Here is a 25,749-nt window from a genome sequence, read left to right on the forward strand (position 1 = left end):
GCCGCGCTTTGAAAAACCGCCGAACCTGCGAGGAAATACCTGTTGAACACTGACGAAAAAATGACCGGGGACCTGTTCGAGGTGGATAAGCGCCTGTCACTCAAACCCGTGGTGGACTTCAACAGCTACCTGCGCACCGCCTTCGGCGACGGCCCGTGCACCTGCATCCGCTGCACCGCCAGTGGTGGCGATGAAACAGGCTACGCGTTCCAGCACACCTTTACCTTTGACGGCAAACCCACCCACCGCCGCTTTGCCACCACGGCGGGCAGTGATGTGTTGCAGGTGTTGAAGAAGGCGTGGCTGTCGTACACCAAGGCCGAGTTGCCACTGAGTGGTGTGCTGGCGCTGGATACGGTGAAGGAGTTTGTCGAGCCGCAGCTGCACAAGCGGTTGGCGCCGCTGTTCTTGGCCAGTGGGTTGGTCAAGGATGTGGATGGCGAATTTCAGATTCAACCGCAGGACTAAACATGTGGGAGCTGGCTTGCCTGCGATGGCGGACTGTCAGTCTATATAGGCTTGGCTGACCCACCGCTATCGCAGGCAAGCCAGCTCCCACATTGCCCGAGTACACATTTGATTCGCAGTGTTCTTAAATGCCTGCCAGCACCGCCGGGTCGCCCGAGCGCCAGACGTTATCCACGGTCACGCGCTGGATCAGCCATACGCCCTCCTCCCGCACCAACTCAACGTCATAGCGGTTCTTCATCAAGTAATGCCGCGAAGGATCGCTTTGCGGTACGTGCTGCGCCTCCACTAACGCATCCAGCCGCGCGTTATCACCGTCGAGCGTGACCCGTGCGTTGCTCACCGAGTGTGTGGTATCGAGCTGGCCGAGCGCGGCGGACAGCGCGCCGACGATGCCGTCGCGCCCTTCCAGCACCGGGTATTCAAAACCAGCCTTGGCGGCGGCCGGTCGGAAGTCCGAGATGGCGGTGGCGGTGAATGCCGAGGCAAGCAGGGCCGAGTCCTTCAGGTCAATACCTGCCGCGAAGCGATGCAGGGTGTCGATCACCGCACTGTTTTCGGCGGCCGTTTGCAGATCAGTCATGGTGCAATTCCTGTGAGTTCAATAATCAGTGATTTGAGTGCCGTCGATGGTCAGGGCAAAGCCCACGCCAAATAGCTTCGCCGGGGTTTCAAAGCCGGGCCGGCGCTCGCCACCGAGTACTCGACGCGCCGCTTCCACGGCGGCCAGTGGGGTGTAGCTGTAGCCGTTGACGGTTTCGATCACCGACCGCGCAACCGTGCCGTCGATGCCCGTGACTTCGGCCACGGCGCGGGCACGGTGAGCGTCGCGCTGGGCTTGGGTGGGGCCGTCGGGCAGTAGCGACAGGTCGCCTTCGGGGAAGGCTTCGCCGGTGATGTGCACGAACATCGCGATGTTCGGGATGGCGCTGGAATGCCAGGCCGTAATCAGGTCGCCAAACGACAACGGTGCGCACAGCGCAGGGCCGTCGCCAAAGTCCAGGAGCTGCGATTGCGCGTCCGGGGTGGCAAGCAATTCGCCGTCAATGCGCGCCATCACCCCAGCGCCGATGATCTCGCCGACACTCAGCGCCGAGCCCCGGGACATCGCGCCCGGCACCTGCAAGGCGATTTTCAGCGACTGCGGCTGCGGCACGCGGCGGGCGACGTGCATCGCCAGGCAGTCAGTGGGCACCACGTCCCAGCCCACGCCGGGCAGCAGCATCACATCCGCCCCGGCGCCGAGCTGTTCGGCCAGGCGGTACACATTGATTTCAGCGGTGATGTCCAGGTAGTCGGTGCCGCTGGCCATGCAGGCGCGCATCAAGGGTTCGGCGGTGTGGGCGAACGGACCGGCGAAGTTGAGCAGCACGTCGATGCCCTGCAACTGGCTGGCGTCAGCCGCAAACACGCGATACGGCACGTCCAGCTCTGCAGCCAGGGATGCCAGGCGCTCGGCGTTGCGGCCAGCGATCACCAGGTTCAGGCCGAGCTGTTGGGCATGTTCGGCCGCCATGCGCCCGGTGTAGCCGGTGGCGCCGTAGATCATCAGGGTTTTCATGGGGTGTGCTGCCAATTTTTGTAGACGAATTCAAGGCTGTAGCCGTCCGGATCGAGGACGTTGGCCGCGTAGTAGTTGGGGTCGTAGTGCAAGCGCGCGCCGGGCGCGCCGTTGTCGGTGGCGCCGTTTTCCAGGGCGGCGGCGTAGGCTTTTTCCACCTCTATGCGGTTGTTGGCGACAAAGCCCACGTGCACCGCCCGCCCTTCGACCACGCCTTCGCGCAGCCAGAAGAACATGCGCCCGTTGGCGCCGAAGCCCTTCAGGTCCGGGTGGCCGGGAGGGCCGTCTTTGCCGTCGTAGTCGAGCCGTGCGGTGATACCCAGTGGCTGGAGGGTGGCTTCATAGAAGCGGATGGAGCGTTGAATGTCGCCTACCGAGATAAACAGATGATCGAGCATCGTGTGACCTCCTGATTCAGATGATGTAGCCGCCGGCGACTTCAAGGGTCTGGGCGTTGATCCAGCGCCCTTCTTCCGACAGCAGCATGGCAATTACCCGCGCGACGTCTTCCGGTTCTCCGACACGCCTGAGGGCGGTTTGCCCGGCCAGCAGGGCCTCGAATTCATCGTCCAAGCCGCCACCCAATTCGGTGCGAATAGCGCCGGGGGACACGGCATTGGCGCGAATCCGGCGCTCACCGAACTCCTTGGCCATGTAACGGGTAAGTACGTCGAGGCCGCCCTTGAAGGCGGCGTAAGGTGCCACGCCGGCCGTGGCGACGCGGGTGGTAGCGCTGGTGAGGTTGACGATGCTGGCGTGTTCTTCCAACAACGGCAGTAACGTCTGAGTCAGGAAGAACGGCCCTTTCAGGTGCACGTTGAACAGGCCGTCGAACTGCGCCTCGGTCACCGACTCCAGGGGGTTGAACAGGCCATAGCCAGCGTTGTTCACCAGGCCGCTCAAGGTGCTGACGCCCCAGGTGCTTTGCAGGGCTTGTGTCAGCGTTTCGCGGAAAGTGGCGAATGTGCTGACAGCGGCAACATCCAATGCCAGCGCTACGGCCTTGCTACCGGCGGCTTCGATCCGCTGCACCACCTCCTGCGCCGCAGCCGGGTTGCGGTTGTAGGTGAGAATCACGCCATGGCCTTGGCGAGCACACAGCTCGGCGGTACTGGCACCGATCCCGCGGCTGCCTCCGGTAATCACGATGACGCTCATGGCCTGCTCCACTGTTGAAAAGTTGAGTGAGCACAGTAGCCGTCGCCCTACCCCGCGACTCAGCCGTTCCTACTTCAATACTGCCTGTTTCTGCTTTTTGCTTGCGCGAGCGTCGTAGGAAGGAACAGCATGGCCGTCATGAATACTCAACTGATCGAACTGCGCGCCTTGGCCGCAAACGCCGAAAACCGCCGTACCGAGACCGGCATCCCGCGCGTGGCGATGGTCCAGGGGGCGATTCCCGAGCATATGCTCGCGGCGGTGTATGAGCCGATGATCAACCTGATCCTACAGGGCAGTAAGTGCATGACCGTCGGCGACCGCACCTTGCATTACGACCCGGCGACGTATTTTGTGATGTCTATCGAGTTGCCCGCCGTGGGGGTGGTGAACCCGGCGAGTACCGGCGAGCCTTACCTGGCGGTGAGCTTGACCCTGGACGCGACCGTGCTGACCACGTTGCTCAACGACCTGCCAGTGCCCAGCGGGCGTTGCGAGCAGGAAGCGGGGTTTTCGGTGGCGGCCGTCACGCCCGCGCTGATGGATGCGTGGGTACGCATGCTGCGACTGATGGGCGATCCCGTGGCGATTGCCGCCTTGGCGCCGGCTTATGAACGGGAAATCCTCTATCACGTATTGCAAGGCCCCCACGGCTGGATGTTGCGCGAGATTGCCGCACCGGATACGGCCATGGCGCGGGTCAGCCGGGCCATCCAGTGGATTCGCCGTGACTTTGCCGAACCGATTCGCGTTGACGCGCTGGCATCAATGGCAACCATGAGCGTTTCGGCGTTTCACCGGCACTTCAAGGCGGTGACCAACCTGAGCCCGTTGCAGTATCAGAAACGTGTGCGGCTGTTGCAGGCGCGCACCTTGATGGTGGCCAGTGCGAGCAGCGTGACCAGCGCGGCGTTTGAGGTGGGGTATGAGAGCGCGACCCAGTTCAGCCGGGATTATGCGCGGGTGTTTGGGTTGCCGCCGGCGCGGGATACGGCGCGGATTTTGGCGGCGAACAAAGTTCGTCAGTAAGCGCTGGACTATTGTGGGAGCTGGCTTGCCTGCGATCGCGGTGGGTCAGCTATGTATCCGTCACTGATAAACCGCGATCGCAGGCAAGCCAGCTCCCACATTTGATCGTTTTTGTTCTGAGGCTTGTATTTCAATCCGAAAAACAAAACGGCACCTGAGTGCCGTTTTGTTTTACCCAACTCGATTACTTACGCGCCGCCTCCCACTGCTTAAGCAGATCACCGTATGCCACGGTCTCGCCTTTCGGCTTTTCGTTCGCCAGTTTCGGCTTCGGCGCACCCGGCTGGTCGAACCAGTATTGGGCGTCACGTTCTTCGTTCATTTTCGGGCCGCATACCGGTTGCACCTTGGAGCGTTCCAGGCGCGTCATGATCGCGTCTTGCTCCTTGGCCAGGTTGTCCAGTGCCTGCTGCGGGGTTTTCTCGCCGCTGGCGGCGGCGGCGATGTTGCTCCACCACAGCTGTGCCAGGCGTGGGTAGTCCGGCACGTTGGTGCCGGTCGGTGACCACTCGGTGCGGGCCGGGCTGCGGTAGAACTCCACCAGGCCACCGAGCTTCGGCGCCATGTCGGTCATGGCCTGGGAGTTGATGTCGGACTCACGAATCGGCGTCAGGCCGACGATGGTTTTCTTCAGCGACACGGTTTTCGAGGTCACGAACTGGGCGTAGAGCCACGCCGCGAGTTTCTGCTTCTCCGGGGTGGATTTGAGGAAGGTCCAGGAGCCTACGTCCTGATAGCCCTTCTTCATGCCCTTCTCCCAGTACGGTCCGACAGGCGACGGCGCCATGCGCCATTTCGGCGTGCCGTCGGCATTCACCACCGGCAACCCTGGCTTGACCATGTCGGCGGTAAACGCGGTGTACCAGAAGATCTGCTGGGCGATATTGCCTTGGGACGGCACCGGGCCGGACTCGGAGAAGGTCATGCCCGCCGCTTCCGGTGGCGCGTAAGCCTTCATCCAGTCCACGTATTTTTGCGTGGCGAACACCGCCGCCGGGCCGTTGGTGTCGCCGCCCCGGGTGACGCTGGAACCCACCGGGTGGCAGTCCTCGACACGAATACCCCACTCGTCCACCGGTAAGCCGTTAGGCAGACCTTTGTCGCCGCCACCGGCCATGGAGAACCACGCGTCGGTGAAGCGCCAGCCGAGGGACGGGTCTTTCTTGCCGTAGTCCATATGCCCGTAAACGCGCTTGCCGTCGATTTCCTTGACGTCTTCGCTGAAGAATTTGGCGATGTCTTCGTAGGCCGACCAGTTCACCGGCACACCGAGGTCATAGCCGTACTTTTCCTTGAACTTGGCTTTCAAGTCCGCGCGTTCGAACCAGTCGGCGCGGAACCAATACAGGTTGGCGAATTGCTGGTCGGGCAGCTGGTAGATCTTGCCGTCGGGCGCCGTGGTGAAGGAGATGCCGATAAAGTCCTTGATATCCAGGGTTGGCGAGGTGAAGGCCTTGCCTTCGTTGGCCATCAGGTCGGTGATGGATTCGGTCTTGCCATAGCGAAAGTGTGTACCGATCAAGTCGGAATCGTTGACCCAGCCGTCGTAGATGTTTTTGTCGGACTGCATCTGGGTTTGCAGTTTTTCCACCACGTCGCCTTCCTGCAGCAGGTCGTGGGTCAGCTTGATCCCGGTGATTTCGCTGAAGGCCTTGGCCAGCACCTTGGATTCGTACTCGTGGGTGGTGAGGGTTTCCGACACCACGTTGATCTTCATCCCACGGAACGGTTCCGACGCCTTGATAAACCATTTCAACTCTTCGAGCTGCTGCTCGGCCGTGAGCGTTGATGGCTTGAACTCGCTGCCGATCCATTTTTTTGCCGCATCTTCGTACGCATCAGCCCAGGCCGAGGCACTCAAACCGCTGAGGGCCAGTACGGCGGCCAATGAAATGCTATGTCGCAGCTTATTGTTTTTATCGAACATAGAGACCTCCTGGTTGTTTATTCATAAGGGCACTAGCCCCAACGCATCACGCTCAACAGCCACACCAGGGACAGCGCAGTCGCTGCCCAGATGCTCCAGCCGGTGACGCCGATTACCAGCAAATGCAGGTAGGCGCTGCCGAGAAGACCGATAAACAAACGATCACCACGGGTGGTGCTGATCGGCAAAAAGCCGCGCCGGGGAATACTCGGCGAACGCAGTTCCCAGGTGGTCATGCCCGCCAAAATCAGCGCGATGCCGCCAAAGAACAGTGCGGTTGGGGTGGTCCAGGCCATCCATTCCATCATCGACTCCTCAGACCCGGCCGAGGGCAAAGCCCTTGGCCACGTGGTTGCGAACAAACCAGATCACCAGCATGCCCGGCAGGATGGTCAACACCCCCGCCGCTGCCAGCACGCCCCAATCGATCCCCGACGCCGAGACCGTGCGGGTCATCACCGCCGCGATGGGCTTGGCGTTGACCGAGGTCAGGGTGCGCGCCAACAGCAACTCGACCCAGGAAAACATAAAGCAGAAAAACGCGGTGACGCCGATGCCGGAGCCGATCAGCGGGATAAAAATCTTGACGAAAAACTTCGGAAACGAGTAGCCGTCAATGTAGGCGGTTTCGTCAATTTCCTTGGGCACACCGGACATGAAGCCCTCCAGAATCCACACCGCCAGCGGCACGTTGAACAGGCAGTGCGCCAGGGCTACCGCGATATGGGTATCGAACAACCCGATGGACGAATACAGCTGGAAGAACGGCAGCAAAAACACCGCCGGGGGGGCCATGCGGTTGGTCAGCAGCCAGAAGAACAGGTGCTTGTCGCCCAGGAAACGGTAGCGCGAAAACGCGTAGGCCGCTGGCAGCGCCACGGTAAGAGAAATCACCGTGTTCAGGCTCACGTAGTACAGCGAGTTGAGGTAACCGGTGTACCAGCTCGGGTCGGTGAAGATCACCTTGTAGTTCGCCAGGGTGAAGTCCTGCGGAAACAGCGTCAGCCCGCCGAGGATTTCGGTGTTGCTCTTGAAGGACATGTTCAGCAGCCAGTAGATCGGCACCAGCAGGAACAGGATGTAGATCAGCAGCGGGATAACCTTGCGCTTACTCATGTTGGCGGCCTCAGCGATTGGCGTCGGAGTGGGTCATGGCGGTGTAGAACAGCCAGGACACCAACAGGATGATCAGGAAGTACACCAGGGAAAACGCGGCGGCCGGGCCCAGGTCGAATTGACCTACAGCCATTTGAGTGAGCGTCTGACTGAGAAAGGTAGTGGCGTTACCCGGCCCGCCGCCAGTCAGTACGAAGGGCTCGGTGTAGATCATGAAGCTGTCCATAAAGCGCAGCATCACCGCGATCAACAGCACGCTTTTCATCTTCGGCAACTGGATATGTCGGAACACCGCCCACGCCGATGCGCGATCGATCCGCGCCGCCTGGTAGTACACATCCGGGATGGCCCGTAGTCCTGAGTAGCACAACAACGCTACCAGTGACGTCCAATGCCACACGTCCATGACCAGCACGGTGACCCAGGCATCCGCCGTATTGGCCGCATAGTTGTAGCTGATGCCCAGGGCGTTGAGGCTGTAACCCAACAAACCGATGTCCGCACGGCCGAAGATCTGCCAGATCGTGCCCACCACGTTCCACGGAATCAGCAGCGGAATGGCGAGGATGATCAGCACCAGCGACGACCAGCGGCCCTTGGTCGGCATGGTCAGGGCGATGGCGATGCCCAGGGGAATCTCAATCAACAGGACACAGGCCGAGTAGATGAACTGGCGCAGCAATGAGTCATGCAGGCGTGGGTCGAGCAGGACCTGCTTGTACCAGTCGGCACCGACGAAGTAGCGGCTGGACTGGTCGAAAATGTCCTGCACAGAGTAGTTGACCACCGTCATCATCGGGATCACGGCACTGAACGCCACCAGCAGAAATACCGGCAGCACCAGCCACCACGCCTTGTTGTTCTGCACCTTGTTCATGGCTGCACCTCCAGCAGGTAATCGTCGGCGTAGACCATCAGCCACTGCGCGGGAAAGCTGATGGAAGCCTTGCCCTGCGGCACCGGTTTGTCTTCGGCCAGGCGTACTTTCAACAGCGTACCGTCGAGGTTGAGGGTCATGATCTTGTAGGTGCCGAGATCTTCCAGATGAGTGATATCGGCTTGCAGGGCGTCAGGGTTGTACTCGTCCCACACATGAATAAATTCCGGGCGGATGCCGACCTGCAATTTCTTGTAGGACGTGTCGCTGATGCGCTGCGCAATCGCCGCGGACAACGGCAGATGAGTCCCGGCAAACCGTACCCCGCCCGCCTCGGCCTGCACCTCGATCAGATTCATCCCAGGGCTGCCGATGAAATAGCCGACAAACGTATGGCTGGGCCGCTCGAACAACTCGCGGGGCGTGCCGAACTGCACGATCTGCCCGCCGTACATCACCGCGATCTTGTCGGCGAAGGTGGAGGCTTCCAGTTGGTCATGGGTGACGTAGACCATGGTGATGTTGAACTGCTCGTGGATCTGCTTGAGTTTGCGCCGCAGTTTCCACTTGAGGTGCGGGTCGATCACTGTCAGCGGCTCATCGAAGAGGATCGCCGACACATCGTCACGCACCAGGCCACGGCCCATGGAGACTTTCTGTTTTTCGTCGGCGGTAAGGTTGCGGGCCTTCTTCGACAGCAGGTTTTGCAGGTCGAGGACTTCGGCAATTTCCTGCACCTTGCTGTGAATGTTCGCCTCCGCCATGCCTTGGTTGCGCAGCGGGAAAGCCAGGTTGTCGAACACCGTCATGGTGTCGTACACCACCGGGAACTGGAACACCTGGGCGATGTTGCGTTTTTCCGGGGTGAGGTCATTGACCACCTTGCTGTCAAACAGCACCTGGCCTTCAGACGGACTGAGCAGGCCGGAGATGATATTGAGCAAGGTCGATTTGCCACAGCCGGAGGGCCCGAGCAAGGCGTAGGCCCCGCCCTGCTCCCATACATGGTTCATTTCCCGAATCGCGTAGTCCTCAGGGCCACTGGGCGTAGGGCTGTAGCTGTGGGCCAGGTTCTGCAAATGGATCTCGGCCATCAGGCAACCCTCGCGACACGGCGCCCGGGGGCCTGGACCAGACGGCCCTGGCTATCGAACACAAACAGTTTATGGGTGGGGATATACACGCGGATCGGCGCGTCGACGTCGTACTCATGCACCCCAGGCAGGTGCAAAACCAGTAGGAAATGTTCGCTGCGCACATGCAGGAAGGTTTCCGAACCGCTGATCTCGGCGACTTCCACGGTCACCGCCAGTTCCAGGTCGTCGTCGTTGCTGGGCACCAGGCTGATGTGGCTGGGGCGCACACCGAAGCGGAATTCCCCTTCGCCGATGGGGCGCAAATCGACGTTGAGCGGAAAGTGCACGAAATTGGCGAAGCTCACTTCGTTGCCACTGATGCGCCCCGGCATCAGGTTGATCGGCGGCTCGGAAAACAACTCGGCGGCGAGCACACTCTGCGGCTGGTGATAGACCTCGGCGGCCTTGCCGCTCTGGATCACCCGACCTTCGTGAAGGATGGTGGTGGTGCCACCCAGTGCCAGGGCTTCGTTGGGTTCGGTGGTGGCGTAGATGGCGATGGTGTGGCGCGCCTTGAACAGCTCGCGCATTTCCTGACGCAGTTCTTCACGCAGTTTGTAGTCCAGGTTCACCAGCGGCTCATCGAACAGGATCAGCTCGGCATCCTTGACCAGCGCGCGGGCCATGGCCGTGCGTTGCTGCTGGCCGCCGGACAGCTCCAGCGGATGACGCTGCAGGAATTTCTCGATGCGCAACATTCTGGCGGTTTCGAGCACTTTGCTCTGGATCAACTCGTTGGCCACACCGGCCTGGCGCAAGGGCGAGGCGATGTTTTCGAAAACGGTCATGGTCGGGTAGTTGATGAACTGCTGGTACACCATCGACACGTTGCGCAAGCGCACCGGTTTGTGGGTGACATCCACGCCATTCATCAGGATGCGGCCGCTGTCGGGCTTGTCCAGGCCGGCCATCAGGCGCATCAGGCTGGTCTTGCCGGACAGGGTGCGGCCGAGCAGGACGTTAAAGGAGCCGGGCTCGAAACGCAGGGTGGCGTCGTCGATCCAGGTTTGGCCTTCAACGACGCGGGAGACATGTTCCAGGGTCAATGACATGACACGACCTTTTTATTATTGGAATGAATCTGGCCATTCGTCAGAGCGAGTTTCGTGCCAAAACTGCAAGTGCTTGATGTGTGAGGAGTTGGCTTGAACGGCATGTTCAGGTGTGAACAATTGGGGTGAACAACTGAACAGTTCGGGGGTTGACAATGAACAGTTCTGAACAACACTCTCTTGGCCATCGACACAGGCAACATGTGGGAGCGGGCTTGCCCGCGATGACGGTGTATCAGCTTGCCTATTCAGTGACTGACCCACCGCTATCGCGGGCAAGCCCGCTCCCACATTGGAGCTGCGCAAGGCTGTATAAAAATAACAATAAAAGAAGGTCACCCCATGGCCGAACCCTTGGCTCACGACACCCTTATCCAGGAATCCTGGCGCCGTTGCCGCGCGTTTGGCCTGGACCATCAAAGCGCCCCCAGCTTCGACCAACTGCCCGCCGAAGGCATCAGCCAACTGCTGGAAAGCCAGCATTCGCTGGTGCAGACCACCCACCAGGAAGTGCTGCCCTACTACGAAAACATCCTGAGCAATTCCAACTGCCTGATCATGCTGGCCGACAACCAGGGCCAGGTGCTGACGTCATGGGGTACCCAGCGCTTCATCGAGCCAAAGCTGGCCCGCGGCTTCAACCCCGGCGCCAGCTGGCGCGAGTGCTCCAGCGGCACCAATGCCATCGGCACCGCGCTGGCCTGCGCCCAGGCCGTGCATATCGAGCATGACGAACACTTCCTCAAGGCCAACCGCTTCATGACCGGTTCGGCGGCGCCGATCTTCGATGCGCAGCGCGAGATCATTGCCGTGCTGGACGTGTCCAGCGACAGCTACCTGCCGCCCTCCCACACCCTGGGCATGGTCAAGATGATGAGCCAGACCGTGGAAAACCGGCTGATCCTCAACCTGTTTCGCGGCGAGCATTTCCAATTGACCTTCAACACCGGCCTGAACAACCTGGACAGCCAATGGGCCGGCCTGCTGATCTTTGACGACAGCGGCCAGGTGCTGTCGGCCAACCGCCGCGCGGACAACCTGCTGGGGATCAGCTTGTCGCGGGTGATGATCGACCGTTTGTTCAAGGTGTCGCTGCTGGAGCTGTTGAACCAGCCGGAGGGACTGCCGTTCTCGTTGCAGGCGGCGGGACGCAATCGGTTCCAGTGCCTGTTGAAACGGCCCAAGCAGATGCCGGTGCAGGCACGAGTATTCACACAACCAACGCCGCCAAAGCCTACGTCGATTGGGCTGAAAACCTTGCACTTTGGCGACCAACGCGTGGAAAAAGCCGTGCGCCAGGCCGAACGCCTGCTGGAGAAGGACATCCCGCTGCTGATCCACGGCGAAACCGGGGTGGGCAAAGAGGTGTTCGTCAAAGCCCTGCACCAGGCCAGTTCCCGCAGCCAGCAGGCATTTATCGCGGTGAACTGTGCAGCGATTCCTGCGGAGCTGGTGGAATCGGAACTGTTCGGGTACGAAAAAGGCGCGTTCACCGGCGCCAATCAGAAAGGCAGCATTGGTCTGATCCGCAAGGCCGACAAGGGCACGCTGTTCCTCGATGAAATCGGCGACATGCCGCTGCCGACCCAGGCGCGTTTACTGCGGGTCTTGCAGGAACGCTGCGTGCAGCCTGTGGGCAGCAGCGAGTTGTTCCCGGTGGATCTGCGCATTATCTCTGCCACCAACCGCGCCCTGCGGGAGTGGGTGCAGGCCGGGCGGTTTCGTGAGGATTTGTACTACCGCATCGGTGGCCTGACCCTGGAGCTGCCGCCCTTGCGCGAACGCACCGACAAGCAGGCGTTGTTCCAGCAACTGTGGCAGCAGCACCGCGAGCCAACCCAATGGGCCGGGCTGAGCGCCGAGGTGCTGGCGCTGTTCGAGCAGCACCCGTGGCCGGGGAATTTGCGCCAGGTGAGCAGCGTGTTGCAGGTGGCGCTGGCGATGGCCGAGGAGCAGCCGATCCGTGCGGAGCATCTGCCAGATGATTTTTTTGTGGATTTGCACGTGCCGGCACCACTGCCAACCGGTGAATCGCTGGATGACAGCATCGACTTGAACCAGCGCTTGAAGGCGCTCGGCGGGAATATTTCCCACCTGGCGCGGGAACTGGGCGTCAGCCGCAACACCCTGTACAAGCGCCTGCGCCAGAACGAGCGCTAGCGCGGCTTGACCACCACCAGCAGGTCGGTGAAGTACTCCACCTGGATCGGCAGGTTGTCTGCCAGTGCCGCGAGGGCCGCCGCCGTGTCATCGAGCTTGAACACCCCGGACACCCGCAGGTTCTGCAGCGCCTGGGGATCAAAGCGCACCATGCCGTGGCGGTAGCTGGCCAGGGTTTGCAGGACGTCGCCGAGGGGCTGGTCGTTGACCTTGAGCAGGCCACGGGTCCAGGCGTCCGGGTCGGCGCTGCCGGTGGCTTGCGCGGGTTGGACGCGGCCATGATCAAGGATCGCACGCTGGCCGGCCGTGACCTTGACCTCATCGCTGCTATCACCTTTGACGGCCACGGTGGATTCAATCACTGTCACCACGGTCGTGCCGTCCGCCGCGCGCTTGACCAGATAACGGGTGCCCAGCGCGGTCGCCGTGCCTTGGTCGGTGTGCACCACGAACGGCCGTCGTGCATCCTTGGCCACCTCCACCCACAGCTCGCCTTGCAGCAGCTCAATCACCCGTTGCTGGCCGTCGAACTTCACGTCCACCGCCGAATTGCTGTTGAGCTGTAGCTGGCTGCCGTCTTCGAGGGCGATCTGGCGGCGTTCGCCGACGCCGGTGCGTTGGTCGGCCATCCACAGCGGCAGGTGTTGCAGGCCGAACCAACCGCAGAGCACCAGGCCGAGCACACCGACCGCCTGCGCGCCACGCGAGCGTTGCGGCGCGAACGCGCGGTTGAGGGCTCGGCGCGCAGGCTGGGCGGGCAACGTCTCCAGGCTGCCCCACAGGCCGCGCATGCGCTCGATGGCGACGGCATGCCGTGGGTCGGCGTCGCACCAGGTGTGGAAGGCTTGGCGGTCCTCTTCGGTGACGTCTTCGTCGTGCAGGCGGGTCAGCCAATTCGCTGCCTGCTGAATGATTTGTTCGGAGCTCATCACAGCGGATCGGCTCCGTGCAGGCTGTGGTAGCAGTGCACCAGAGCGCTGGAGATGTAGTTTTTGACGGTGCTGGAGGACACCTCCAGGCGCGTGGCGATCTCGCTGTAGGTCAGCCCGTCGAGACGGCTCAACAGGAACGCCTCGCGGGCCTTGGCGGGCAAGCCGGCGAGCATCTCGGCGATACGCTCCAGGGCTTGCAGCGCCACATGGATCGCAGCCGGGTCGGGCATGCCGGCGTCTTCGCACTGGATCACCAGGGCTTCCATGTAGGCTTTTTCGATACGCCGGCGGCGCGCGCCATCGATCAGCAGGCGCCCGGCGGTGGTCGCAAGAAAGGCGCGGGGTTCCTTGATGTTGTGCGGCTCGGCGAGCAGCAGCACGCGGATGAACGCGTCGTGGGCCAGGTCGGCGGCGTGTTGCGAACAGCCCAGTTTTTTGCGCAGCCAGTTGTGCAACCAGCCGTGGTGCTCGCTGTACATAGCCGCAAGGGTCTGCTGACGGGTTGAATCGTTCAGCACGGCCGGAATGTCATGCATGCGCAAAAACTTCTCAAATGGGAAATATTACCAATTGCGCGAACAATGCCAGTAAAACGGAGTATGAGCAAGAACCGCTGGGCAGCGCCTGGCACTGTGGGATTGGGTTGCCACTTTGGATCAGATGCACACCGGCGAAAATGTGGCAGCTGGCTTGCCTGCGATGGCAGTGGGTCAGCTGCATATGTGTTGGCTGACAGGACGCCTTCGCGGGCAAGCCCGCTCCCACAGGGGATTGGGGATGGCTCGCAGGATCAGGCTCACACAGCTCAACTGTGGGAGCTGGCTTGCCTGCGATGGCAGTGGGTCAGCTACATATGTGTTGGCTGACAGGACGCCTTCGCGGGCAAGCCCGCTCCCACAGGGGATTGGGGATGGCTCGCGGGATCAGGCTCACACAGCTCAACTGTGGGAGCTGGCTTGCCTGCGATGGCAGTGGGTCAGCTACATATGTGTTGGCTGACAGGACGCCTTCGCGGGCAAGCCCGCTCCCACAGGGGATTGGGGATGGCTCGCGGGATCAGGCTCACACAGCTCAACTGTGGGAGCTGGCTTGCCTGCGATGGCGGCCGGTCAGGCTCAGCGCCAGCTCCAGGACACACCGGTGTAGATACCGCGACCATCCGCCGGCGTGGAACGCGCCATGTCCACACCCTTGTCGTCATAGCCCGGTGTGATGGTATTGGCGTAACGCCGGTTGGTGAGGTTGCGCAGGTCGACCCAGGCTTGCCAGTCCTGTTTCGGCGCGTCGTAGCCGAAGGTCGCGCCCACAATCGTGTAGGACGCGGCGTTGTAGGAGTTGGCGTAATCCACTGCCACTTTTGACGAATGCTCAGTGTTGAAACTGCTGTAGAACCCCGTCGGATGGCTATAGCGCAGTTGCCCCTGGTAATAGTGTTTGGGGATGCCCGGCAAGGTGTTGCCGCCGAAGCGGTCGTCGTCGCGGTAGTGGAAGTCGCTGAAGGTGTAGGCCTGGCGCAGGGCCAGCTTGCCGTTGCGGCCGCCGTCCCACAGCGGGCTGAGCAGGCTCAGTTCAACACCCTGATGCACGGTGGGGCTGGCGTTGTTTTCAGCGACGATGGCGTTTGTCGTGCCTGTTTGGGCCTGGGTTTCCACAGTGAGCAGTTCGTGGCGCACTTCGGAGCGGTACAGCGCCAGGTCCCATTGGCCGAACCCGTGTTCGCCGCGACCGCCGATTTCCAGGGTGGTGGCGGTCTGGTTTTTCAGGCTTATGCCTTCGCGCGCCATGCCCTTGGCTGGACCGCTGGTGAAGTACTTGTTGGAACCCCAGATCATCGACCACGCATGCGGCGGCTCGACCGAGCGGCTCAGGTTGCCGTACACCTGCAATTGCGGGTTGACGTCGTAACGCAGGCCGATGCGCGGCGCGTAGTCCCAGTCGTGCTGGCTCAGCGGCGCATGGGTGTCCGGGTAGGTCACTTCGGTTTCACGGCGGGTGTAGATCGCCGCAAGGCCGGTGGTCAGCCACAGGTCGGGCACCAGTTCCAGGTCGTTGCCGATATGCAGCACGGTGTCGGAGCCCAGGTAGCTGTAGTCGCGGGTCTTGGTGCCGGGGGCATAGGTCGCAGTGTTGCCGGCCGGGATACGCACGTATTCCGCGCCACCGTTGTTGGGCATCGCCTGGGTAGTGCGCAGGCCGATCGTGGTTTTGCTGTCGTGGCCGAACAGCGTGTCCTGGCGGATGTAATTAAGGGTGCTGCTGATGTCGGTGTAGGCGACTTTCAGGCGAATCGTGCCTTCGCGCAGGTCCATCGGATAGTCGTGATACGCCAGGCCGAACTCGACGCGAGAATTGTCATCCAGTTGCAGGGTGGTCTTGTTGGCGATCCAGGTCGAGCCCGGTTGCAGACGCTTGGAGTCGCGGGCGGCGTTGAGGCTGTTGGCGGCGCGGGGGTCGTGGCTGATCTGCGCGCGGGTGAGTTTGCCCGGGGTGTCGTTGGTGGTTTCGCGGTAGCGGAAATAGAAACGGGTCTCCAGTTCCGGGCTGAAACGGTAGCCGAAATTGGCCGCCATGCCCTTGCCCGTGGCGGCGCTCTGGCGCTGGTAGCCGTCGGATTCGGAGTCGGTAAGGCTGATGTAGTAATCGGCATCCCCCAGCACCTGGCCGGAGCTGATCTCGCGCTGGGCGTAGCCTTTGCTGCCCGCCTCATAACGCAGTTGCAGCTTGGGCGCGTCATAGCCGGTACGGGTCACGTAGTTGACCGCGCCGCCCAAGGCCAACGCGCCCTGATCAAAACCGTTGGCGCCGCGCAGCACTTCGACGCGGCTTTGCCAGAGCGGGTCTTTCAACTCATAGGGCGTGCCGCCAGGGCCGGTCAGCGGCAGGCCATCGAACATTTCATACAAGCCCGAACCATGGGAACCGGGGCTGCGGTTCAGGCCCGAACCGCGGATCGACAGTTTCACCCCTTCGTTGTTCGCCGCCTTGGCGTACACCCCGGCCTGGTACTTGAACACGTCCTCGTTGGTGCTGACCCGCCCCTGCTGCACGCTGTTCATGTCGATGTAGTTGGTGCCACCGGGCACACTCTTGAGCTGGGCCTCGGCGATTTCGCCGGCGCTGGCTTCGCTGCTGGTGACTTCGACCGGGGCCAGTTGCAGGTCTTCGGCGTGCACCAGCGAGCTTAAGGTCAGGGCGGCAAACAGGAGCGGAGGTTGGCGCAACAACATGGGGCGGGTCCTTGGAATTCGGGGGGACGTAAAAGGCGGGGCCCAGATGGGAAGACAGGGACGCCCGGCAAGTCACGCCTGATTAACGAACCAGCGCCGTGGTGGAACAGGAAAAGATGTCCGATGCAGGACTTGCCAGCCACCCGAAGGAAACAATCGATCTAGCCACGCTGAAAATTCAGCGTCTGCATCAACTCATCCGCCTCTGAGCCCCTGGGTAAACCGAAAGCCATACATTTCTTCGGTAGCCAAAATCCCGGCAAGGGTTTCGCACAACTGCACTTCCGTGGGCGAATCACGCAGCAGTTTATGCGCAGGCAGTAACAACTCGGCGCAAACGCCTTGAACACTCGCGACGTCAATCACGGCAAACAGGATAAATCGCAGGCGGATTTCGCGTTCAGTCGGCCAACGCGTTTTTGACTTACCCAAGGCAGGCACTCATTTTTTAAGAAAAGTCCGAGGCTATTGCCGAGTAGTAAGCGTTTCAAGGCGCCTGTGTGACGTTAGGCCCATTCCTACATAGGAAAGAGAAACAGCGCACTCCTAAACATCACTCGGTCGCGTGCGCGTCGCTTGCCAGCACATCAGCGAACCCACAGTCACCAACACGGCGCCCTGCCAGAACTGTGCGGTCAGGTGGGCCCCCAGCCACACGGCGGCAAATGCCGACGACAACACCGGCGCAGAATACGAGGCCGTGGCCAGCAGGGTCAGGTTGCCGCGCAGGATGCCCAGGTTCCACAGCGCGTAGCCGCCGGCCATGGCGATGCCCGCCGCGCCCAGTTGCAGGCTGCTGTTGAGGGTGAACGCGGGCAGCACTTCAGTGCTCAGCGCGTATTTCAACCAAAGGACAGCGGCGGCCAGGGTAAAAAACAGCATCACCAGGTTTTGCCCACCGGCGTAGCGCCGGGTGACGTTGCAGTACAACGCGAACGTGACCGCGCAGCCCAGGGCGAGGCTGTAGCTCAGGGGGTTGGTGCTCACGTTGGCGACAAGGGTGGCCAATGCCAGGCCATCACCGCTCACCACCCACACGATGCCAAATAACGCCAGTGCGGTGCCAGGCAGGATCAGCCAGCGGGCTTTCTGCCCATTCATGACAATCGCGAGCAAAACGGTCAGGCAGGGCCACAGGTAGTTCACCACCCCAAGCTCAATCGCCTGGTTGCGAGTGCTGGCGTAACCCAATGCCAGCGACAGGCACAATTCGTACGCCACAAACAGCGCACTGCCCACAATCAGATAGAACCAAGAGGTCGCGCGCACCCGCGGCCGTCCTAGGAACAACACCAACAACACCGCCCCCAAGGTGTAGATCAACGCCGCGCCGCCCAATGGGCCGAACAGTTCACTGACACTGCGGATAAGCCCGGCGGCGGTACTCCACAGGAGAATCGCTACCAAACCGCATGCAGTGGCTGCACGCTCGCTGTTGATCTGCATGGGAACCTCGTGGGTAAAACGGGAGGGATGAAATGCGGCGCAAGCCGTCTATTACGCTGCAACTGGACATTTTTAGCCACACGAATGTAAAGCCGCACAGGTGAGGAGCCTACTGCACCGGCAGAAAATTCATCAGCAACAAGCTCTGCGCATAGTTGACGCCGATACGCCGGTAGCGCTCATCCAGCAGCTGAGTCAACAGGTCGAGCCGCGCAACAATCTTGCCGAACTCCACGGCAAAGCTGAGGTTGCTGCCCTCCTCCGAGATTTCATTGGAAAACAGCAGCAACACCCCGTTGGCATCCTGGCGCTGGCTGAGCAGCCAGGTGGCCTTCTCGATGTTGCGCGCAGCGTTGCTGACGAATTGCGGGTTGATCGAGTCAGTGATGTAGAACTCGGTGCGCCCGCCATGGGCGGTGACGATCATGCTGCCGATCGCATAGATGAAGGCGCCAACCCGGTCGCCGCGAAATTCGGGGCTCAGGGAGTAACTCAATGCAGCCAGGTCGCGACGTTCGCCGAGGGCCGGCAGTGAACGGCGGTTCTCGATCGCCAGGCGGATTTCCCGGGCCGCGCTCACCGCATCCGGGTAACCCGATTGCCGCCATTGGCTGGGGTTGCGCAGGTAGAGTTTGTTCATCAGCAGATACAGGCTTTGCAGGTTGTCGCGCATGCCCAGGGTCGCCATGCGATCGACGCTGGTCTGGAAGAACTCATCCGGCTTGCCGTTGCTGAACTGCTTGGCCATGTCCTGTGCCTGCTGCTGGCTGCAACCGGCGACACACAGCAGGAACGCGGCAACCAAGAGCAGTGGTTGACGCGTCCGGCGACGTTTACATCTGGCTTTCAGGTGATCTATCGGCACCAGGTCTCGCTCTTGTGTCCACGGGGAATGAATGTGGCTGGGTCACAGATAGAGCGGGGAAATGCGAAAAAGTGCGATAGGCGATGGCTTAAACCGCCGGCTCAAGCAGCAAAACCGTGGAAGGCCCGGCGCGGAATGTAGGATTGTGCCGACTGGCTTCTTCCATATGAGCCGTACGGTGGTGGGCTTCCAGCGCGGCTTTTGATGCCCACTTCTCGATCAGCACAAAGCTGTCAGGGTTGCCCGCCACGGGATGCAGGTCGTATTGAATGCACCCCTCCTCAGCCCTGACCAGCGGAGCCAGCGTCTCAAACGCCGCCAACTGGTCGGAACCTCGACCCGGCTGAGTAGTGATAATGACGACAAGCCGTACTTCATCTGACATGGACTACACCCTGCAATGTGGGAAAAGAACCCACAGAGTATGCCAGCCGCGTAGCCGTCGCACAGTCCTACAAAAAGATCGCACCAGGTGCTGTCCTTTCACACCGTTTTCACAGTCAAGCGCTTATGGTCAAACCAGCTCCTAATGAACATCCCTTTTAGCCCGTGCTCCCCATCACGGGCTTTTCTTTGTCTGCGATTTGGTGAAGTTCCGAAAACGGCCCCGGTTATCCCACGCGTAAAACACCACGTGCGGCGCCATCATCACCGCGAACATTCCCCAGAACCCGACGAGGCCCGCGCCATGCAAGGCGCCTCCGATTGCGATAACAATAAAAAGTCCGACCATTCGCAGTGTTTCCGTTTTGATTCCTTTCACGTCACGCCTCCTTGAGTTCGGCCGCAAGAATACCCCGAACACCCACGTGCCACTAGCAGGCCGAGGCGAGCCTAGCCAGGCAGCGGCGGCGCCAACCGCAAGGTATTGCGCCCCATGCCCTTGGCCTCATACAGCGCCGCATCCGCGCGGGCCAGCAGGCTGGCGGCGGTGTCGGACGCCGCCCCTGGCACCCCGCAACACACACCGATACTGATCCGCACCGCAATGCTTGACGCCCCATACCCCCGCCGGCGTCTCGGCCAGCGAAGCGCGCAGCTCATCGAGTACCGCCACCGCGCCTTCAGGGCTGGTGCCCGGCAGCAACAGCAGAAACTCCTCGCCGCCATAACGGCCGATGCTGTCGGATTGGCGCAGACGCTGTGACAGGTGCCCGGCACAGTGAACAATCACTTCATCCCCCGCCAGATGGCCGTGCACATCATTGATCTGCTTGAAGTGGTCGATATCCACCATCGCCACCGCCAGACTGGAGCCGTCGCGACGTGCGCGCTCCAGCTCCTTGGCGAACTGTTCGAGGATCGCCCGACGGTTGAGAATGCCGGTCAACACATCGCGCAACGCCAGGTACTGAAAGCGCGATTCACTGCGCTCCTTGGACAGCAACACCAGGCCCAGCGAAATCATCATCGCCGTGAACGTGCCGATACTCACCGAGATGGTTTGCTTGAGGTTGCTGACGTCATAGCGCATTTCCGCCGCACCGCCGCCGAACACCGCCACCACACGCATGCCCAGGCCAATCAGGCTGATGCTCGAGCCAATGATCAACAACAGGCGCGCCCGCCCCTGGGCGGGGATGTAGCGCAGGGTCCAATAGATGATCAACGCGCACTGCAACATCAACACAAAGGTGGCGGCGAGCATGCGCGGTTCCAGGGTGTCGATCAGGCTGGCCATCAACACCGCCATCAGCACCGCAGGCGCAAACGCCCGCCACCAGGCGACAGGCAGCTCAACGATGCGAAACACGCTGGCACCGTAAAAAGCCAACGCCACGGCCAGCAGCGTATTGGCGACGCCGTAGGTAAACCACAACGGCGCATGCCCGTAGAAGGTGTAGCCGATGTAGGCCAAAGCGTGGGCCAGCAAGCCGAAGCCAATGGTGAGCAGGCTGTCACCCCGATTGAACTGGCCGACCAGGATCAGACAAAACGCCATGATCGTCGCCACCAGGGCGACACAGGCAAAAAGCGTGGGGGTATGGGCGATCATGGAGGGCTCACCGGGCGCTGTTGGCAGCTGTTGTGACGGCTAGTCTAGTTGAGCAGGCCCGGTGTCGATATGGGTTTGTCGGTACTGTGTTTCGTGGTGCTACAGGGTGATGGACGTCGCGGGGTAGAACAGCGTGTTGAGCACGAACAGAATCATCCAGAAGCCAATTTCCAGGGTTTCGGTAATGGGCTGAATGCGCTTCAGCGCGCCATAGACATGCACGACAAACATCAACGCAAACACCACAAACAGCACATCGAAGGCGTAGCTGAAACTGGTGCCGGTGGTGACCGAGCGCAACATGGCCGCTTCCACCACCAGGATGAATGCCCCCAGGCAGCGGCCAAAATAGATCGCCAAATGCTGGTGCTCGGGAATCGTCCAGCGCATGGCGCGCGCCCAGGCGATCGGCGCGATAAAAATCGGCAGGGCGAAAAACAGCGTGGTGACCACCATCAGGGTGGTGAGGTAGAGGTGGCTGTAGTGGGGCGTAGTAACCGAGCATTGTTAGCGTCCTTGTCCGTGAGCAGTGTCGGTTGGCAGGATTGCAGCCGAAAATGCTCACGTCCAATGGAAGCGGGGCTTGCAGGACCAAAGAGAACAGGCTTGGGTGAGTGGGATTAGTACGGAAGGTGGGCGCTGGACAACCCATGAATGACATCCGCAGCCATCTTTTCAGCAGGGCTCATCCCATCAATTCGTAAGACCGGAGCCGTTTGCCCTGTCAGCCACGCCTCATGCCATGCGCGATTACGTCCTGAAAAGCTCGGGTCGTCATACTGCGAGGCCCACTCGCGAAAGGCGATGTGAATCCCATGCATATCGCCACCCGGTGCGATCCGTTCGCCAAAACGCTCCGTCTCGCGTGCAGCCAGCCGCTCCAGGCGAACGGGCGTGGGTGTCACAACGAATACAATCAGATCGACTGCGGCAATCAGCGCATCTCCCCAGCCCATGCAGGAGCCGGTCAGCACCCACTCATCGCCACCGAATGCTTGCCGGATCAATGACACGCGCTCATTGGCGGGTCGCTTGGTCGTAAACGGCGGGTTGGTGGGCATCCAGTAAAAATCATCGACATCGACGTGCGGCATGGCGAGCAGGCTGGCGAGGTTTTGGCCCAGGGTGGTCACGCCTGCGCAGGAGGCTCCGGTGATGTAGATCCGCATTTGTTACTCCGTGAACATCAGTGGAGCTCAAGGCCGGGGGTGTTTATTTTGCAGGATGTGGCCACCAATCATTCGGCAACTGCCTGATGGCTGACAGGTTGCAGATCACCACCCAGACGCAACCGCTCGACAGCGCACGAACGCGAGGTCGTTGTATTCGAAAATGTCATTGTTGAGCTGCCAGATCTCGTCCGGTGTTGGCACTTCCCTGCCAGAAATCTCCAGGTCCGCTTTCACTTTTGGCGCCGTGTCACGAACGAAGGAAGTACAAACAGCACCAAACCTCCCGCCAGAATACCTACTCCAAACGTGTGCATGAAACCTTCGGCGTTCATTGCGAGGGTGGCTACGCCCGCCACCACCCCGGCAATGCCTACGATTCGAATGTTTTTATTCGGCGACTTCAATTCCATGGCGTTGAGGCTCCCTTTAAAAATTGGTTGAGTCTATCTCAGTGCATCCGGTTCAAATCCATGGAAAGCGGCCAATGAAATTCTTGATCTGGGGGGGATGGAGGCCAGAAACACAAAAGCCCCGCTTTCGCGAGGCTTTCGTCTGAATCTTGGCGCAAACCAGGAGTTCGAACCCTGGGAGTGCGGCGTCCTGCGAAGCCTTTTCAGCGCTTCCTTAATGGCTAAAGACGCACTCTAACGTGGAAACGTTACTTGGCCTGGCGCAGCACCAGCTGCGACAGACGAGTCTTGACTCGGAAGCAGAATTCACGAATTTGGAATTGATAAGCGGGCATGACCATGTAGTTCAAATCTGAACCCAACGAGTCTTTGACTTCCATGTACTTGGCAGTCTTGGCCGCAATGGCTTGGTATTCCGCCTCGTATTTCACGTAAGACGCTTTGTTGTAGAGCTTCAAGACATCCAGCTCTTTACGGCACTGCTCAGCGCGATTCTGGTTCAGGTTTGTGTCTGCTTCGGACTGATCCGCGTCCGCTGAGGCAGCGGTTCGGGAGTCATAACTGGCGGCCGCAGGGGCTGCCTCGTACCGCACGGTGTAATTTGGTGGTGTCGAAGGTGCGACTTCAGGTGGTGCTGGCTGGACGACGGCAGGAGGTGGAGTCACTTCAGGTTTTTCTGGAGTTTTCGTAGCGCATCCCGCGAGGGCAAGGCCTACCACTACAACGATGCCACACATTTTATCCATCGGTTTCACCAAAAAGTAATTACGGCTGGCTGAGTCGTTAGGTTCTGGGTAAAAGTAATAACTCATTGAATGATCGAGTGTAATTTTCTACCAGACTCAAGGCGCTCAGCCTCTCTTCCTTGAGTACACAGACGAAGGATAGTAGTAAAAAAACAAGGAGATGACGAGTAAAAGCTCGTCAGAAAAGCGACAAATTTGAGGGGATATTTTCTGTGGTGCTGGCACCCCAGTTCGGCTACAAATTTCTGATCATCCAAACTACCAACACAAATGCGGTGGCATTCGCACCGCGGATGGGCTTTACACCTTTCGACAAAGAGCGATATTGGGTCGGATCAATACCTGATGTTCGGCAGGCCCTAACCACACGCTGAGAGATCTGTGCGGACTGCCACAAAGGCTTACCACCCAGCATTTAACGCTCTTGGCTACTTTCACTCGCCATTGCTAACTGCACGCCCGCCCGGTCGTGCAGACTCTGGAGCGTGAAACATGACCATTGGATCCACCTACGACTACCCCGCCCTAATCGCCAAACGCTTACCGCCCCACGCCCCCTCAGCATGGCGAGGTCGCTTCCCCAGCCCGCCAGACCTATGTTTCAACTACCGCAAGCTCGTTGAGCAAGAATCCGGTATCGCCACCGCCACCTAGCCCGCCTACAAGATCTGCATCGTCGGTGCCGGCGTCACAGGCTTGGCCGCCGCTCGCGAGCTACTTCGATGTGGATTCAACAACGTCACATTGCTTGAACAATCCCAGCGAATTGGCGGTCGCCATTTAACAGTGCTCAACGCCGGCCAATCTCCCTTTATAGGTCAAACGTCCTTCGAAATGGGCGCCATGCGAATGCCCATGTTCAACCGGGTTGGCGAAGCACCGCTGGAGGGTCAGTCGTTACTGGCCTACTACTGCAAGCACTTTGAGTTGCAGCTCTCCGACTTCCCCAACCCAGGTTCAGCCCATGTACGCAGTACCGGTATTTACCTGCGCGAAGGTTTACTGGAGGGGCAGTCAGAACCGCAAATGCTGATTTGGAAAAATCCTGAGGGCGACACTCCACCCCCAACGGAGAAACTGCAGCAGGTGTACGGCAAGTGGCGTCATTTTGCAGATCAGATGACCCGCCAAGTCGCGCTGGTCTATGGCTCACCGCAATGGGAAGCCACATGGGCCGCGATTGTCGCGCGCTACCACGGCCTGTCCTTTCGTGACCTGGTGACCTTGGCCTGCCGGGAGTGGAGTGCCGATACCCCTGATGACTTTGGTGGCCTCGGCATGACCCCGGAAGAGTCCACCCTGTTCTATTCCATCGGCATTGGCGACGGTAGTTGGGGCGCATTTTATGACGTCTGCTGCCTCTACCCCCTACGCACGGCGATCTTTGGGTTCAGCAGCCAATTACAACTGGTGCATGGTCGCGTGGACAACGACGGCAACCCGATGCCATCGCCGTATTTGGGCGCATCCACACTTGACGACTGCAACGGCCTAGCCTTCGACGCTCCCCGCTATCTTGGCCTCGCGGCGCTGGATGAGTGCCTGTTATTTACGCCGGCCAAAACTAATAGCTCTTCGTTTTACGACCATTGCCTTAAGCGTGGCGCAGGCTTTCTGACCGACAGCTCAGTGACCCGCCTGACCAAACTGGAAAACGGCCAGATTCGCGTGACCTACGACTGGAATGCCAGCCACACCAGCAGCAAATCCGAGCGTCATGAAGACTTCGATGCAGTGATCATGACCCTGCCCTCCTGGATCATCGAAACCCACATCCAACTGGAAAATTTCAGTCAGACAATGCTGCCGTACACCATCACCAACGCTTACAAAACCGCGCATTGGGAAACCAGTTGCAAGGTCTACGCACCTTTGAAAAAGAGGTTCCTGTCGAAAAACAAACAGATCCCGCAGATCCTGGTCACCGACAGTTTTATCCACGACGTGTACACCTACCGCTACCACGACGCCTATCCCTACGACTGCATTCTGCTCAGTTACACCTGGGAGGATGACGCCACCAAACTGGCGTCCTTCGACGATCAAACGCTGGTCAGCAAATGCGTGGCAGAACTGGACCGTATCCTGTTGCGTTGCGCCAACATCAAAACGCCGATCTCGCCGTACATCGACACGCATAACGCGGTGGTTCAACGTTGGATGACCGACAAAAACGCCTTGGGCTGCGCCAAGCTCTATCGAGCTGGCACTTATTACGATGCCGTCAGCCTGATGAAGTACAACCGTGACTACGCCCACGTATCCGGGCTGTATCTGTCGGGAGAGTCGTTTTCCGTGGATGCCGGTTGGACCGAACCCTGTCTGCGCGGCGCCATCGACGCGGTGATCCACATCTGCAACACCACTCACTCCAACTTCAACGGCGGCTTTACCCTGGACGACTACCCCCGCTATCAGGGACAGCCTACAACCCAAGCGGAAACGGACTACTGACGGACGCACGAAAAAGA

At 60.3% G+C, this 25,749-nt stretch carries 25 protein-coding genes and 2 pseudogenes; 4 read left to right on the forward strand and 23 right to left on the reverse strand.

The window, feature by feature from the left end:
• The first annotated feature begins 42 nt into the window (after window positions 1-42).
• Window positions 43-468 carry a hypothetical protein gene (locus tag PSH87_RS16290; protein WP_305430230.1) on the forward strand — a complete coding sequence of 142 codons (426 nt, stop codon included), beginning with the start codon at window positions 43-45 and terminating at the stop codon, window positions 466-468.
• Between the two features lie 124 nt (window positions 469-592).
• Here the strand turns inward: PSH87_RS16290 and PSH87_RS16295 are convergent, their stop codons facing one another.
• The 4 genes from PSH87_RS16295 to PSH87_RS16310 are packed head-to-tail and all read right to left on the reverse strand — an operon-like array spanning window position 593 to window position 3,187.
• A complete protein-coding gene (locus PSH87_RS16295; protein WP_017735086.1) occupies window positions 593-1,051 on the reverse strand; it encodes a nuclear transport factor 2 family protein in 459 nt (152 codons plus the stop codon).
• Window positions 1,052-1,069: 18 nt separating this feature from the next.
• Entirely contained in the window at window positions 1,070-2,029 is a 960-nt protein-coding gene (locus PSH87_RS16300) for a trans-acting enoyl reductase family protein (protein WP_017735085.1), read from the reverse strand.
• Window positions 2,026-2,427: a VOC family protein gene (locus PSH87_RS16305; protein WP_017735084.1), complete on the reverse strand. Its 402-nt coding sequence runs from the start codon at window positions 2,425-2,427 to the stop codon at window positions 2,026-2,028. The genes PSH87_RS16300 and PSH87_RS16305 overlap by 4 nt, the downstream gene beginning before the upstream one ends.
• Window positions 2,428-2,443: 16 nt before the next feature.
• Window positions 2,444-3,187 carry an SDR family NAD(P)-dependent oxidoreductase gene (locus tag PSH87_RS16310; protein WP_305430233.1) on the reverse strand — a complete coding sequence of 248 codons (744 nt, stop codon included), beginning with the start codon at window positions 3,185-3,187 and terminating at the stop codon, window positions 2,444-2,446.
• A gap of 129 nt (window positions 3,188-3,316) precedes the next feature.
• Here PSH87_RS16310 and PSH87_RS16315 point away from each other — a divergent pair, with 129 nt between their 5' ends.
• Window positions 3,317-4,216 (forward strand): AraC family transcriptional regulator N-terminal domain-containing protein, encoded by a 900-nt coding sequence (locus PSH87_RS16315; RefSeq protein WP_017735082.1) that lies wholly within the window; start codon window positions 3,317-3,319, stop codon window positions 4,214-4,216.
• A 184-nt stretch (window positions 4,217-4,400) separates the two neighbouring features.
• Here the strand turns inward: PSH87_RS16315 and PSH87_RS16320 are convergent, their stop codons facing one another.
• From PSH87_RS16320 to PSH87_RS16345, 6 genes are read right to left on the reverse strand one after another with little or no spacing between them, the layout of a single operon-like run.
• Window positions 4,401-6,143, reverse strand: a complete 1,743-nt coding sequence (locus PSH87_RS16320) for an ABC transporter substrate-binding protein (RefSeq protein ID WP_305430234.1) — start codon at window positions 6,141-6,143, stop codon at window positions 4,401-4,403.
• Window positions 6,144-6,175: 32 nt separating this feature from the next.
• Window positions 6,176-6,448, reverse strand: a complete 273-nt coding sequence (locus PSH87_RS16325; protein ID WP_017735080.1) for a DUF2160 domain-containing protein — start codon at window positions 6,446-6,448, stop codon at window positions 6,176-6,178.
• Window positions 6,449-6,458: 10 nt separating this feature from the next.
• Complete coding sequence (locus tag PSH87_RS16330; protein ID WP_017735079.1) at window positions 6,459-7,259, reverse strand: carbohydrate ABC transporter permease; 801 nt, start codon at window positions 7,257-7,259, stop codon at window positions 6,459-6,461.
• Between the two features lie 10 nt (window positions 7,260-7,269).
• Window positions 7,270-8,136: a carbohydrate ABC transporter permease gene (locus tag PSH87_RS16335; RefSeq protein ID WP_017735078.1), complete on the reverse strand. Its 867-nt coding sequence runs from the start codon at window positions 8,134-8,136 to the stop codon at window positions 7,270-7,272.
• Window positions 8,133-9,230 (reverse strand): ABC transporter ATP-binding protein, encoded by a 1,098-nt coding sequence (locus tag PSH87_RS16340; RefSeq protein ID WP_017735077.1) that lies wholly within the window; start codon window positions 9,228-9,230, stop codon window positions 8,133-8,135. The genes PSH87_RS16335 and PSH87_RS16340 overlap by 4 nt, the downstream gene beginning before the upstream one ends.
• Window positions 9,230-10,324 (reverse strand): ABC transporter ATP-binding protein, encoded by a 1,095-nt coding sequence (locus PSH87_RS16345; protein WP_305430237.1) that lies wholly within the window; start codon window positions 10,322-10,324, stop codon window positions 9,230-9,232. Before PSH87_RS16345 ends, PSH87_RS16340 begins: the two co-directional genes overlap by 1 nt.
• 342 nt (window positions 10,325-10,666) lie before the next feature.
• Between PSH87_RS16345 and PSH87_RS16350 the strand changes: the two genes are divergently transcribed.
• Window positions 10,667-12,484, forward strand: a complete 1,818-nt coding sequence (locus PSH87_RS16350; protein WP_017735075.1) for a sigma-54-dependent Fis family transcriptional regulator — start codon at window positions 10,667-10,669, stop codon at window positions 12,482-12,484.
• Here the strand turns inward: PSH87_RS16350 and PSH87_RS16355 are convergent.
• The 13 genes and pseudogenes from PSH87_RS16355 to PSH87_RS16415 all read right to left on the reverse strand — a co-directional run bounded on the left by PSH87_RS16355 (window position 12,481) and on the right by PSH87_RS16415 (window position 23,344).
• Window positions 12,481-13,413, reverse strand: coding sequence for a FecR family protein (locus PSH87_RS16355; RefSeq protein ID WP_017735074.1), 933 nt, complete (start codon window positions 13,411-13,413; stop codon window positions 12,481-12,483). The genes PSH87_RS16350 and PSH87_RS16355 overlap by 4 nt on opposite strands.
• Entirely contained in the window at window positions 13,413-13,952 is a 540-nt protein-coding gene (locus tag PSH87_RS16360; protein ID WP_305430239.1) for a sigma-70 family RNA polymerase sigma factor, read from the reverse strand. Before PSH87_RS16360 ends, PSH87_RS16355 begins: the two co-directional genes overlap by 1 nt.
• Window positions 13,953-14,531: 579 nt before the next feature.
• Entirely contained in the window at window positions 14,532-16,643 is a 2,112-nt protein-coding gene (locus PSH87_RS16365; RefSeq protein ID WP_305430240.1) for a TonB-dependent receptor domain-containing protein, read from the reverse strand.
• 161 nt (window positions 16,644-16,804) lie between these two features.
• Window positions 16,805-17,075, reverse strand: a pseudogene (locus PSH87_RS16370) (hypothetical protein).
• Window positions 17,076-17,189: 114 nt separating this feature from the next.
• The gene (gene yddG, locus PSH87_RS16375; protein WP_305430241.1) at window positions 17,190-18,089 is read right to left on the reverse strand and encodes an aromatic amino acid DMT transporter YddG; all 900 of its coding nucleotides are present in this window, start codon (window positions 18,087-18,089) and stop codon (window positions 17,190-17,192) included.
• 109 nt (window positions 18,090-18,198) lie between these two features.
• The gene (locus PSH87_RS16380) at window positions 18,199-18,837 is read right to left on the reverse strand and encodes a hypothetical protein (protein ID WP_017736012.1); all 639 of its coding nucleotides are present in this window, start codon (window positions 18,835-18,837) and stop codon (window positions 18,199-18,201) included.
• Window positions 18,838-19,042: 205 nt separating this feature from the next.
• Window positions 19,043-19,339: a putative quinol monooxygenase gene (locus PSH87_RS16385; RefSeq protein WP_017736013.1), complete on the reverse strand. Its 297-nt coding sequence runs from the start codon at window positions 19,337-19,339 to the stop codon at window positions 19,043-19,045.
• Between the two features lie 174 nt (window positions 19,340-19,513).
• Window positions 19,514-19,717, reverse strand: coding sequence for a hypothetical protein (locus PSH87_RS16390; RefSeq protein ID WP_017736014.1), 204 nt, complete (start codon window positions 19,715-19,717; stop codon window positions 19,514-19,516).
• 71 nt (window positions 19,718-19,788) lie between these two features.
• Window positions 19,789-20,950: pseudogene (locus PSH87_RS16395) on the reverse strand (GGDEF domain-containing protein).
• Between the two features lie 99 nt (window positions 20,951-21,049).
• The gene (locus PSH87_RS16400) at window positions 21,050-21,406 is read right to left on the reverse strand and encodes a hypothetical protein (protein ID WP_305430244.1); all 357 of its coding nucleotides are present in this window, start codon (window positions 21,404-21,406) and stop codon (window positions 21,050-21,052) included.
• Window positions 21,407-21,570: 164 nt separating this feature from the next.
• Window positions 21,571-22,119: an adenylate kinase gene (locus PSH87_RS16405; protein WP_305430245.1), complete on the reverse strand. Its 549-nt coding sequence runs from the start codon at window positions 22,117-22,119 to the stop codon at window positions 21,571-21,573.
• Window positions 22,120-22,352: 233 nt separating this feature from the next.
• Window positions 22,353-22,532 carry a hypothetical protein gene (locus PSH87_RS16410; protein ID WP_305430246.1) on the reverse strand — a complete coding sequence of 60 codons (180 nt, stop codon included), beginning with the start codon at window positions 22,530-22,532 and terminating at the stop codon, window positions 22,353-22,355.
• Window positions 22,533-22,780: 248 nt separating this feature from the next.
• Window positions 22,781-23,344, reverse strand: coding sequence for a hypothetical protein (locus PSH87_RS16415; RefSeq protein ID WP_305430248.1), 564 nt, complete (start codon window positions 23,342-23,344; stop codon window positions 22,781-22,783).
• Window positions 23,345-23,944: 600 nt separating this feature from the next.
• Between PSH87_RS16415 and PSH87_RS16420 the strand changes: the two genes are divergently transcribed.
• Complete coding sequence (locus PSH87_RS16420) at window positions 23,945-25,732, forward strand: FAD-dependent oxidoreductase (RefSeq protein WP_305434329.1); 1,788 nt, start codon at window positions 23,945-23,947, stop codon at window positions 25,730-25,732.
• Window positions 25,733-25,749: the final 17 nt, after the last annotated feature.

The organism is Pseudomonas sp. FP453, assembly GCF_030687495.1.
In the GTDB taxonomy this organism is placed as follows: domain Bacteria; phylum Pseudomonadota; class Gammaproteobacteria; order Pseudomonadales; family Pseudomonadaceae; genus Aquipseudomonas.